At 32.1% G+C, this 12,920-nt stretch carries 12 protein-coding genes; 11 read left to right on the top strand and 1 reads right to left on the bottom strand.

The window, feature by feature from the left end:
* The first annotated feature begins 2 nt into the window (after positions 1–2).
* The 8 genes from H1220_04610 (at position 3) to H1220_04575 (ending at position 6,285) form a co-directional block, all read left to right on the top strand.
* Complete coding sequence (locus tag H1220_04610) at positions 3–677, top strand: response regulator transcription factor (GenBank protein ID QMI85031.1); 675 nt, start codon at positions 3–5, stop codon at positions 675–677.
* Between the two features lie 51 nt (positions 678–728).
* On the top strand, positions 729–1,865 hold the full coding sequence (locus H1220_04605) for a HAMP domain-containing histidine kinase (GenBank protein QMI85030.1): 1,137 nt from the start codon (positions 729–731) through the stop codon (positions 1,863–1,865).
* Between the two features lie 146 nt (positions 1,866–2,011).
* Positions 2,012–3,412, top strand: a complete 1,401-nt coding sequence (locus H1220_04600) for an ISL3 family transposase (GenBank protein ID QMI85029.1) — start codon at positions 2,012–2,014, stop codon at positions 3,410–3,412.
* 128 nt (positions 3,413–3,540) lie between these two features.
* Positions 3,541–4,227, top strand: coding sequence for a DNA repair protein RadC (gene radC / locus H1220_04595; GenBank protein QMI85028.1), 687 nt, complete (start codon positions 3,541–3,543; stop codon positions 4,225–4,227).
* A gap of 94 nt (positions 4,228–4,321) precedes the next feature.
* A complete protein-coding gene (locus H1220_04590; protein QMI85027.1) occupies positions 4,322–4,609 on the top strand; it encodes a hypothetical protein in 288 nt (95 codons plus the stop codon).
* A gap of 2 nt (positions 4,610–4,611) precedes the next feature.
* A complete protein-coding gene (locus tag H1220_04585) occupies positions 4,612–5,775 on the top strand; it encodes a DUF2974 domain-containing protein (protein QMI85026.1) in 1,164 nt (387 codons plus the stop codon).
* The gene (locus H1220_04580; protein ID QMI85025.1) at positions 5,775–5,969 is read left to right on the top strand and encodes a hypothetical protein; all 195 of its coding nucleotides are present in this window, start codon (positions 5,775–5,777) and stop codon (positions 5,967–5,969) included. The genes H1220_04585 and H1220_04580 overlap by 1 nt, the downstream gene beginning before the upstream one ends.
* Before the next feature lie 16 nt (positions 5,970–5,985).
* Positions 5,986–6,285: a hypothetical protein gene (locus H1220_04575; protein QMI85024.1), complete on the top strand. Its 300-nt coding sequence runs from the start codon at positions 5,986–5,988 to the stop codon at positions 6,283–6,285.
* 212 nt (positions 6,286–6,497) lie between these two features.
* On the opposite strand, the gene mgtA is transcribed toward H1220_04575, so the two are convergent.
* Positions 6,498–9,152, bottom strand: a complete 2,655-nt coding sequence (gene mgtA, locus H1220_04570; GenBank protein QMI85023.1) for a magnesium-translocating P-type ATPase — start codon at positions 9,150–9,152, stop codon at positions 6,498–6,500.
* Between the two features lie 648 nt (positions 9,153–9,800).
* Here mgtA and H1220_04565 point away from each other — a divergent pair.
* The 3 genes from H1220_04565 to H1220_04555 are packed head-to-tail and all read left to right on the top strand — an operon-like array spanning position 9,801 to position 12,919.
* Complete coding sequence (locus H1220_04565) at positions 9,801–10,763, top strand: methyltransferase domain-containing protein (protein ID QMI85022.1); 963 nt, start codon at positions 9,801–9,803, stop codon at positions 10,761–10,763.
* Positions 10,764–10,771: 8 nt separating this feature from the next.
* On the top strand, positions 10,772–11,860 hold the full coding sequence (locus H1220_04560; protein QMI85021.1) for an ABC transporter substrate-binding protein: 1,089 nt from the start codon (positions 10,772–10,774) through the stop codon (positions 11,858–11,860).
* Between the two features lie 3 nt (positions 11,861–11,863).
* Positions 11,864–12,919, top strand: a complete 1,056-nt coding sequence (locus H1220_04555) for an iron ABC transporter permease (GenBank protein ID QMI85020.1) — start codon at positions 11,864–11,866, stop codon at positions 12,917–12,919.
* Position 12,920: the final 1 nt, after the last annotated feature.

Genomic DNA, 12,920 nt, shown 5'->3' with positions numbered 1-12,920 from the left:
AAATGAAAATACTTGTTGTAGAAGATGAAAAAAGATTGGCTGATACGATTGTCCAAATTTTAAAGCAAGAAAAGCATTTAGTTGATGTTGTATATGATGGACAAGATGCATATGATTATATTACTTCGGATACATATGATGCCGTTGTATTGGATATGATGTTGCCAAAATTAAATGGTATTCAAGTATTAAAACTTTTACGTCAAGAACATAATGCTACCCCCATTTTAATGTTAACAGCTAAAGATCAAGTGGAAGATAAAGTAAGAGGACTAGATAGTGGTGCTGATGATTATTTAACAAAACCATTTGAAAAAGAAGAATTACTTGCACGTATTCGTGCTATTTCCAGACGTAAAGGAGATATTATTAACGATGATATTTCCTTTGTCGATATTACATTATCACAAAAAACGCAAGTATTAGAATGTGGTAGTAAATCAGTACGTTTAGGTCCAAAAGAATTTGATATTTTACGTCTATTACTCATCAATCAAAATCAAATTATGCCAAAAGAAGACTTAATTTCTCGTGTGTGGGGATTTGATTCTGATGCCGAAGATAATAATGTTGAAGTCTATATTTCTTTTTTAAGAAAAAAATTACAATTTCTATCTAGCCGTGTGACAATTTCAACAGCTAGAAAAGTAGGTTATTTTTTAGAAGAAAAAGAATGAGAGTAAAAAAAGATGCTTAAAAAATTAAAGTACAAATTTATTTTTTATACGATGAGTATTTTCAGTATTATCGTAACAGTTGTTATCGGAGGACTTTATTATAGTGTTTCAAATCAATTAAATGAACGTGTTCACGATGCGTTGAAAAAATCATTGGATTCACCATTAGGTATCAACATTATGAAAACGGATGGATTACTAACATTTAAAATTAGTAATGACGGAAGAACTATTATTGCGTCTACTTATAATGCTGAAGAACAAATCGTTAATTTTAGTGAAATCATGTCGGTTGCCCAAGAAAGTAAGGGAGATATTGTTTTTGAAAATCATCATATTCGTTATATGAAAAATAACGGATATACCGCATTTGCTTTTATTACACATGAAATTGAAAATAATCAAAAAACATTAGTAACAGCTATGAAGATAGGTACGATTGCTTTACTATTTGTTTTTATAAGTAGTACCGTTTTATCGAGTATGGCAATGCGCCCAGTTGAAGAAACGTGGCAAAAACAAAAAGATTTCATATCAGATGCTTCACATGAATTACGAACACCAATAGCCGTTATTTTAGCGAATGCTGCGATTTTAAAAGATTATCCAAATGATACCATACAATCAAAAATGAAATGGATTGACTATATTCAAGATGAATCAAGGCGAATGACCGAATTGATTGAACGCCTGTTATTTCTAGCTAAAAATGACCAAACAAAAGAAAAACCTGTTTTTCAATCACTTTCATTATCCGATTTAGTGTATGAAGTGGTATTGCCTTTAGAATCTGTGGCGTTTGAACAAGAAAAAGAATTAGTATTATCTATTTCAGAAGATGTTTCTATTGTGGGAGAAGCTTCTCATTTAAAACAACTCATTGTCATTTTATTAGATAATGCGATTAAATATTCTCCAAAAGGAGAGGAAATAAGGATCACTGTGACAAAGCAAGGCGTTTTAAGTGTACAAAATAAAGGAGATGTCATTCCGCAAGACAAATTAAAACGTTTATTTGAACGTTTTTACCGTATTGATGACTCTAGACAACGTGAAACACACGGATATGGTTTAGGTTTATCCATTGCCGATACGATTGCTAAGATGCACCATACGAAAATTAGTGTGACAAGTAATGAAAAAGATGGAACAACTTTTAAAATTGATTTATCAAAATTGAAAGGATAAAATCAAGCCAAAAATAGAATGAAAAGATGACTCAAAAAGAGGCTTGAAAACAACTTGTTGAACAGGTTGTTTTCAAGCCTTTTTATTATTTTAAAAATGTTGATTATTTTGTTTTAGCTCTTTTTAAATCGGCTCTATAATAAATCGTGTTGGTGGGAATAATCCACCAACACGATTTTGTATATAAAAGTGGACAAAAAAAGAGAAATACCTGTATGATTAAATCACCACAATTAAACAAGGAGGTATTTCTCATGGATTATTATACAAAAAAATTATTGACATTAACAGATAAATCTTTCATAGCTGATGAACATTGGTTAGAAGAAAAAACAATAAATGGTATTCCACACCACTTTATTAAAGGCACTTGGACAAAGCCTTGCCACACCTGTCCACATTGTCATGCTAAAACACTCATCAAACATGGGACATATCAAACGAAAATATTATTACCAAAGTTTAGACAAATCAAAACTGTTTTACTTCTTAAAAGAACCCGTTATCGCTGTAAAACGTGTCTAAAAACCTGTTCTTCTTCGTGTTCTTTAGTCGATAAACATTGTTGTATTTCTAAAGAATTAAAACAACTTATCGCACTTGATTTAACGAAAAATATTTCAAGAAAACATATCTGCCAAGACCACTTTGTATCTGATGTGACCGTACAACGTGTCTTAGATAAATATACAAAACAAGTTAAACCGTTTTTTCATTATCTACCTAAGGTATTATGTATCGACGAATTTAAGTCTGTGACATCTCATTTAGGGAAGATGAGTTTTATCTGTGTAGACGGGCTGACGCACCGTATTATTGATGTGTTACCTAGTCGCCAATTAGACCATTTAATCACTTATTTTAAACAATTTTCTAAAAAAGCAAGACATAGCGTTCGCTATCTTGTTATGGATATGAATGCCAATTATGGCAAACTTATTCAGAAGGTTTTTCCTAATGCCGTTATTGTAACAGATAGATTTCATATCATACAACATATACATCGGAATTTAAATACACTACGTATAAAAGAAATGAACACCTTTAAAAAAGAAGAAAAGGCTTATAAACACTTAAAGAAATACTGGAAATTATTATTAAAAGATGCCTTTGATGTAAATGATACAGACTATCATTATCACCAATCCTTTAAAACATATCTGACACACGCACAAATCCTTGATAGATTATTAGACTATAGTCCTGTTTTAAAACAAGCATATGAGTTTGTACAAGAGCTGAGATATGCTTATAGACAGCGAGATTTTGATTTATTTATGGAGGTTATTCATCATATTGACCCGTCATTACCAGAGTGGTTTAGAAAGAAATTTGATATTTTTAAAACCTATCAGAATGGTATTTATCAAGCTTTTACCACACCTTATTCAAACGGTATCACAGAAGCTATCAACAATCATATTAAAGTCATCAAACGGATTGCCTATGGCTACAGACGTTTTTCCTATTTTAGATTACGTATTTTAATCATACAACACCATTCCCAATGGCAGAAAAAGAATGTGAAAAAGGTAGTGAATGGTTAATGCCATTCACTACCAACATACTCACTATTTCTCTCCACCAACACAATTTGACGAAGAGCCTTTAAATCATGATAAGAATTTTATCAAAAAAATAAGTTTTTTGCATATAGTATGTGTGGAGGGATTTCATGAGAAAGAAGATGATGAAACAGTTACCGATTGATGAACAACCTAGAGAACGGCTACTTTTATACGGTGAACAATCGCTAGCGACCCATGAATTATTAGCGATTTTATTAAGAACAGGCACAAAGGATGAAACTGTTTTACAAGTAGCACGTGATATGTTATGCCATTTTGAAGATTTATATCAATTAAAATCAGCAACTATTGAAGAATTAAAAGAAATCAATGGGATTGGATTCGTAAAAGCGATTGAAATAAAAGCAGCTATTGAACTAGGATTTAGACTTGTTACAGCACAACAATTAAAATTAGGAAAAATCATTTCTAGTCAAACAGCGGCGGATTATTTTATGCATCATATGAATGGATTAACGCAAGAACATCTTGCTGTTTTATTTTTAAATACGAAGCATGAAATTATTCAAAAGAAAAATATTTTTATTGGTTCAGCAGATAGAAGTATTGCTAATCCAAGAGATATTTATGCATTGGCATTAAAATATGGAGCAACATGTATTCTGATTGCACATAATCACCCAAGTGGACATCCAGAACCATCTCATGAAGATATTTTGTTTACGAAAAGATTGGTTTCAGCTGGAGAGATGATTGGTGTATCAGTTTTAGATCACTTAATTATTGGGCAAAAAACATATATTAGTTTGAAAGAAAGAGCGATTATTAACTAAGATGATTGTACAAAAAGAAAGAAAAATATATTACAAAAAACAAGTGATATTAGGGATAGTCGTTTTTATGATATGCTTTTTATGTATTAAAGGAATGAGTGTGAAAGACAAATGTATCAATCAATTTATCATAGCAAATCATTTGATACATCAGTATGACATGATTAAAAAAATCGAATTTATCCATTATGCGTATGATTGGAAAGTAGGATATATCTATACGGAAATAAAAATTAATGATACTTATACAGTATGTGTAGAGTTTAGTCCGGATAGAAAAAAGATTGATAGTTTATTTTATAAAAAAGATTTTAATTTGCCATTTAAGACATTATCGTCCCAACAGCAAATCCCTCAAATTATTTATTATTTAGGAGAGTAAAGATGGTACCAGATAGTGATTTTAGAAGTTTGGCAGATATTGTTTATCATGTTGATAAAAGAAAAAAAGGTAGAAAGCGTGTTGATATAGGAGATATGCTAATACTTCATCAAACTTATCAAGTGTTAGACATACAGGATAATCAAGAAAATGGTATGCAAGCGATGGCTGTTTCTCCATTAAATGACTATGAGCGTATTGTCATTGCTTATGCAGGTACAAATACTGATGATATACACGATACAAATACTGATGTACAAAGCTTTATCAACGGTAATGATGCACTATTGGTAACGCATCAAAAAGATCAGCATTATCCCTATGTTACCACTAGTCAATTTCAAACGGCACTTTCTTTTCAACAGCGTATCAAAGAACATTTTCCAAATGCGACAATAACAACGACAGGACATTCGTTGGGGCAGTCTTTAGCGATGTATGTTGCTTTAAAATGTGGGTATATGAACATTGGTTTTAATGGACCAGATATTAGTCCACTTATTTCAAAACAAGAGATTGCATATATGAGAATGTATAAAGAACAGTTTAAAAATTATCGAAATCCGTATGATGTGATTGGAAATATTACGGGCAATCAAACAGGTACAGCCATCTATATTGATTATGGTATATCAAGTCATGCACATGATTTGAATATGTGGCAATTTAATGATGAAAATCAACTAATTAATAAACAAGGACAGACGATGACCGTTTTTCAAACACCTTATTTACAAGAGTTGATACATTTACATGTTTTATCAGGGAAATTTGCACAAAGTGGATTAAGTAGTGATGAATATGTGTTTTTAGATACTCAACAGGCAAGTATTATTGCTAAAGGAATAAAGAATATTGTACAAGAAGCGTATATGGGAATCGAGATGTTAACACGACGATATGAGCAAAGAGTTGTTGATGAGTGGCATGGTCTATTGTCAAAATCATTCCGTCATGGTTTATCATATGACGAGGTTGTAGAATGTTATCAAGAAAATGGTGTTACTTATCAAACGATTGTGGAGGATTTAAGTATGTTTTTTAAAAATAAACAAATACAATACCAACGGTTTCAAGAAGAGTATGTATTATTAGAGCATGCGATACAAAAAGGAATACAAGAAAAAGTGGCACAAGATGCACAATTTACAAGAGTATTTAAGTAGTGGTAGATAACGATACATATTTTCAAGAAAGATTAGCTTGTTTAGACGAAAAAAGAGAACAGATGTTAGCAATTTTAAAGGCTAGAAATTGTGATAAAACTTTTTATCACATGTATCAGTATAAGATTGATGATTTATATACTCTTGAAAAACAACGCTTATATCAACAATGGAATAAAACTAGTGAGCAATAGAAAAAGGAGAATAAAATTGGAAAGTAAATTAGATGTCTTTATTCAACAAAATTTTCAAGACATACATATTACAGATATGACACTTTTTCAAAAAATGTTAGAACGACAGATTATCTCTACGTTTTATATTGATGAAATGTATCACATGAAACAAGCAATAAAGATAGACTATCAATGTGAGTTAGAACAAATATTAGATGATATGGCAAAAAAATTAGTGTTTCTTAGCGATAAAATAGATAAAACAATGAAAGGCATGTGGTCTAAAAAAGTACAAGAAACTCTTTTTGAACAAATTAAAAAATCTCGTCTATAAACAACATTATGGAAAAATATCATATAGTAAAAAGAGTCGAATCTAAAAGTGAAAAGCATGGAAAATTAGTAATTTCATATAAAGAGTTTCTGAATAGAAAAAGACTTGAAACTAATTTCTTAAAAGTGTTCATTTCAAGTCTTTTTGACTAATAAAAACCAGCTGAAACGACACTTCATAGTATCGTTTCAGCTGGTTTCTATTCCAATAGATTATAACCACTCACGGTAACGTTTAATATAGAGTGATTTTACGATTGTTACCAAAGCCATGTATAAAGCAAGAATAACAATGAGTACAATATAATAAGATAGAGGTAGTGGTACTAATTTCAATGGGCCTGCTAATTGTGTGTAAGGTAGTGCTGTTAATGTCAATGCAGCGACAAGTGAGGTAATTAACACTGATAAAGCAGGTTTTGATTGGATAAATGGCAATTTAGGTGAACGTAGCATATAAATAACCATTGTTTGTGACCACATAGATTCAATAAACCAACCTGTTTGGAAAATGAGAATGAATAATGTTGGATTTGTCAATTCATGGTAGGAAAAGCCAGTCATGGTTGGTGCAATGACATAAAAGAGTAGTATAAATGTTAAACAGTCAAAAATAGAACTAACTGGTCCAATCCATGCCATAAATTTAGTAATTGATTTTGCACTCCATGTATGTGGTTGTTTTAAAAATGATGTATCAACATTATCAAATGGTAATGCGATACAGCTTAAATCATAGATTAAATTTAGAACGATTAAATGAATGGGTGCCATTGGTAGAAATGGTAAAAAGACACTTGCAAATAAAAGTGAGAAAATATTACCAAAGTTTGAACTAACAGTCATTTTAATATATTTTGTCATATTCGCATAGACTTTACGTCCCTCAATTAGTCCTTTTTCAAGAACTAATAAATCTTTATCTAATAAGATAACATCAGCCACTTCTTTGGCGATATCAACAGCGGTATCAACAGAAATACCCACATCGGCAACTTTCATAGATAAAGCATCATTGATACCATCTCCCATGTAGCCTACTTTATGATTTTTTTCTTTAAGCAAGCGAATAATACGTGCTTTTTGTTCAGGAGATAATTTAGCAAAAATCGTTGTTTCTTCAACTAAGCCTGCTAATGTAGCGTCGTCCATTTGTTCGATTTGTGAACCAAGCAGAATATGATTGACATCAAGTCCTACTTTTTCACAAACTGTTTTGGTTACTTTTTCATTATCACCTGTTAAAATTTTTGTTGTAACTCCATGCTCGCGCAATGCTTGAATAGCAGGAGCAGCAGATTGTTTTGGTGGATCAAGAAAAGCTAAGTAACCCATTAACACCATATTTGATTCATCTTCTGTTGTGAAAGCATGAATATCTTCATAAGATTTATAGGCAACTCCTAAAACACGTAGACCTTGCTCATTTAACTTATCGACTTCATTTAAAATTGTTTCACGTACGTTTTCTGTTAAAGGAATAATGTTTTCACTATCTTGTACATAAGAAGAAATGGATAACATTTCTTCTAAAGCGCCTTTTGTTACCATACGAATATGTTCTTTTTTGTCTTTAACAATAACGCTCATACGACGACGCTCAAAGTCAAAAGGTAATTCATCAATTTTGGCATAGTAAGTGTTTAAATTTTGTAAATGTTCGTGTGTTAATGATTCTTTTTCAGTTCGCTGAATAATGGCATGATCTAGTAAATTTTTTAATCCTGTTTGATAGTAACTATTTAAATAGGCTTGTTCTAAGACGTCTAAATCTAATTCAGCATGAATATTTAAAGGATATTCTAAAATAATTTCATCTTGTGTTAATGTTCCTGTTTTATCTGTACATAAAATATCAATAGCACCTAAGTCTTGAATGGCATTTAGTTTTTTGATGATAACTTTTTCTTTTGCCATAATTATAGACCCTTTAGCTAAACTAGCTGTAATAATCATTGGCAACATCTCAGGAGTTAGTCCTACACCAACACTTAACGCAAAGACACCTGCTTCAATCCAATCTCCATCTGTTAGCCCATTTATGACAAAGACAACCGGAACAAGAACAAGCATCAATCGAATAAGTAACCAAGAAATACTATTCATTTCTTTTTCAAAACTTGTTGGTTCATCAATATTTTGTAATGTTTGTTCAACACTTCCAATCATTGTGTCATTTCCGGTCGCTAAAATCAAAGCAGTAGCACTTCCACTGACAACATTTGTTCCCATAAATGCTAAATGCTCTATTTCCAGTAACGAAGTATCAACGGTATCCATAGGAGAGAGGAGAGCACGTTTTTCAATCGCATCACTTTCACCAGTTAGACTAGATTGTTGCACAAAGAAATCTCTTGTTTCTAATAATAAAACGTCAGCAGGCAGCATATCTCCAGCACTTAATTTGATGATGTCACCCACAACTAAATCATCAATCGGTATTTCTAATTGTTTCCCATTTCTGATAACAGTAGCTGTATTGATAATGAGCTGAGATAAATTACTAGATGCTTTATCACTTTTGAGTTCTTGAATAAAGCGAATAGCACCTGATAACAGCACAAGTAAAATAATGATGATAAATGTTGTTGGATCTTTTTCTCCACTTGGTGCAAGCCATACATTCGTCACAAGTGAGACAAACGCAATCACTAAAAGGATAATCGTAAACGGATTGATAATAGATTCGTATATTTTCTTCCATAAAGGTGTTTCATTTGTCTTTGTAATAATATTACTACCATATTCTTCGCGATTGTTTTCTATTTGTGTGTCCGTCAATCCAGTAGACGTTGTGTCAAATAAACGATAAACCTCTTGAATAGGTTGTGTTAATGCTAGAAGCATTCTTTCTTTAATTGTTTGCATTTTTTCACCTCAATATAGTCTATTTTAGTTTTAATGCTTACAAAATGGCAGGAAAATGCCATTTTATGTAGGCACCTAAAAACATCATCTTGCTTGTTGTATGCATCATCTGGCATTTTCCTCACCTCCTTAAAAAATAAAAAAATCTTATTATCGAACGACAATAAGATGACAAATAGCGCCATATTCATCGTTCAAGCTTTAACATCACAGGGCAATGAAATTACATTAGTCATCGCCTTAACGACAATCACTGCTGACCAACGAATAGTGTCTCCACTATTTTGCGGTAGTAATCCGTATCCCTGTGGTAGTCTCACCTACCGATACTTTATATAAATAAGTATACCTTATAACATCAAAAAGTCAAAGAAAAACGCTTTATTTTTTGCAAAACGGAATTTTTATGAAATGTAACGTTTTATATTGAAATGATTACTATTTTATAGTAGAATAAAAGAGCACAACGATGTGTTTTCAACTTATCATAATAGCGATGAGGCTACAAAAATGCTACCATTCCTGATCTTTGTAGTCTTTTTGCTGTTTTCTGATCAGTATCGTTGTTTTAAAGTACGATGACTTTAAAATAACGATTTTTTATTGAAAACATCACGTCAGTATGTAGTAAAGGAGGTAATAAAAGATATGCCAATATACGATTGTGGTAGGTGTGGATTTATTTATAATTCATTCGAAGGAGATACAAAAAATGGAGTGCCTAAGCATACTGAATTAAACGATTTAAAATCAACGCTTTGCTCAATGTGTGGCATGAGTGAAAAAAAACGCTATATCCGACCTGCAACAGATTATAAAGGTTTAGAAGCACAGTGTTACTATTTATTTTCTGGTAAGTCCTCACCACTTAAATATGAGATAGATGAATTAGAAAATAAATATATCCTTGATGTCGGTGCAGGTTTTGGACGTGTCGGTGTACCATTTTTAGAATATGGCTCACATGTCACATTACTTGAAAAGAGTAAAGAAATGCTTGAAAAAATACCCCAACATATTCTTGATAAAGTAACCGTTATTCAAGAGGATATTTTAAAAGTAGATTTACCAAAAGAGCAGTACGATGTCATCATTGCTGCTGACGGATTTCTTCAACATTTTACACCAAAGCAACAATGTATTATTGTTGAAAAATTAATGTACTCGCTTAAAAAGCAAGGGCAACTCATTTTAGAAGTGTTTATTCCAAATGATATGGCTATTTCTGTTGAAAAAGTCAAAGAGGCAAAACAAGGATTGTATTTTTTTTATCGAGCAAAAGCAACCTTACATTTACCAACAAAAGAAATACAAACAGATATTTCTATTCAAGAATGTATGGATAATGAAGTCATCAATCAATACCGTTTCATTCGCTTATTGTATTTGATTTTACCTGATGATATTCCGTGCTTATTAGAAAGAGCAGGTATTACGTATACAAGTTTAGTCAAAGAAAGATTTGATACGGCAGGATTGATACAAGAGAATTTAATCAATGCGAGTGGTATTGAGAAGAAAATAAAAAAAGATTGGATACAGGGTGGATATCCATTCTCAACAAGTGATACCAATCAAGTGAATTGGTTTAGATTTACCATTGAAAAATAGAGGAGATAATGATGAAAAAATTTGTAAAATTAACAACAACTTTAGCTTTAGTAGCCTTATTAGGTGCATGTCAACAAAATGGAGAAAGTGCTAGAAAAAATGCATCGGAAATTCAAAAAGAAAATACCGTGCAAAATGCAAATACAAAAGCAAGTATGGGAGAAGGAAAAACACAGTATCCATTAACAATTAAAACATGGGGATCAGATGGAAGTGAATTGGAAACAGTGTATACAAAATCTCCAGAGAAAGTATTAGCTGTTTATCAAGGAAGTATCGAAACATTACTTGCTTTAGGGTTAGAAGACAGAATTGTCGCTGCATCTGGATTAGATAATGCTGTACCAGAAAATCAAAAAGCAGGTTTCTCTAAATTGAATTACTTAACAGAATTTGCACCATCTCTTGAAAAAGCAACTTCTTTAGAACCAGATATGATTTTTTCATGGGGGTCTTTATTCGGTGAAAAAACATTAGGAAATGCAAAAGACTGGGTAGACAAAAAAGTAAATATTTACGTTAACAGCAATACACGTCGTGTGAAAGACGGTGAAAAACGTATTAGTACATTAGAAAATGAATACACAGATATTTTAAATATCGGTAAAATTTTTGATGTACAATCAAAAGCAGAAGCAATTGTAAAAGATATGCAAGATACAATTAAAAAAGTGATTGATAAAACAAAAGACATGAAAGAAAAACCAAGTGTTTTAGTACTTGAAAATGAAAAAGATGCATTTAGAAACTACGGTAGTAATACACTAGGTGGAGATATGGTGACTAAATTAGGTGGTCAATTAAAAAATGCTGATGTTGCAAAATTAGGAAAAGAAGACTTAATTGCTGCTAACCCAGATGTGATTTTTGTTGTTTACATGCCTTATGAAGGAGATGACGCAGAAAAAGTAAAACAAGAGAATTTAGATAAAATCTTAAAAGATGAATCATTAGCAAGTTTAAATGCCATTAAAAATAAACGTGTTGTTCCAATCTTTTTAAGTGAAATGTATGCAAGTGCAACAAGAACAAAAGACGGTATTATCTCTTTTGCTAAAGGATTATATCCAAGTATTGACTTAGGAATGGATAAATAATCTATGAACAAACAAAAACGATTAGCAAAACCAATTCTATGGGCAATCATTTTATTTGTGGGCCTAATTGTTTCGATTTTAACAGCTATCACATTCGGAAATGCTGATTTATCCATTTCCGATGTGTATAGCGTAATAGGTTATGAGTTATTTCACTTTGAACAATTTCAAGCATTTGCTACAGGTGCAACGCACGACATTGTTTGGCTCATTCGTTTTCCAAGGGTTATACTCGCTCTAACGATTGGTATGGGACTTTCAGTATGTGGCGTGGTCATGCAATCTGTTGTGAAAAATCCTCTAGCAGATCCTTATATTTTAGGGATTTCATCAGGAGCCTCTTTTGGTGCAACACTCGCTATACTATTTGGTATTGGGTCTGTATTCGGTGCAAATGCAGTTGGTGTTATGGCATTTATTGGAGCGTTGATTACCTCTCTTCTTGTGTTGCTACTAGCAAACTTAGGAGGTCGAACAAATTTAACAAAAATCATTTTATCAGGATTAGCTGTCAGTGCGATTTGTTCGGCATTTTCTAATTTTGTGATTTATATTGCCAATGACAAAAGTGCCACTGTTCAAATTATGTTTTGGCTTATGGGTAGTATGGCAAGTGCAAAATGGCACATCATTGCAGTGGTGCTGCCTATTATGTTAGTAGGTACACTTGTTTTTTGGTCTCAGTACCGACAATTAAATGTTATGCTATTAGGAGATGACACCGCCATTACATTGGGAATGAACACACAGCAATTAAGACGCTGGTATATTATTTTATCTTCTTTAATGGTGGGATTTGCTGTATATGCAGCAGGGGTTATTGGATTTGTAGGATTAGTCATTCCACATGCTGTACGTCTAGTATTTGGTAGCGACCATAAATACGTTATTCCGTTCAGTGCATTAGTCGGCTCTATTTTTGTGATATGGGCAGATGTTATGTCACGGATTGTATTAAGAAACTCTGAAATGCCTATTGGTATTTTGATTTCATTGATAGGTGCACCTTGCTTTATTTTTCTCATGATACGCCATACACATCGTGCAGGAGGTAAATAAA

The organism is Carnobacteriaceae bacterium zg-84 (assembly GCA_013874835.1).
Classification (GTDB): domain Bacteria; phylum Bacillota; class Bacilli; order Lactobacillales; family Aerococcaceae; genus WM01.
This window is presented reverse-complemented; position numbering and strand designations above follow the sequence as displayed.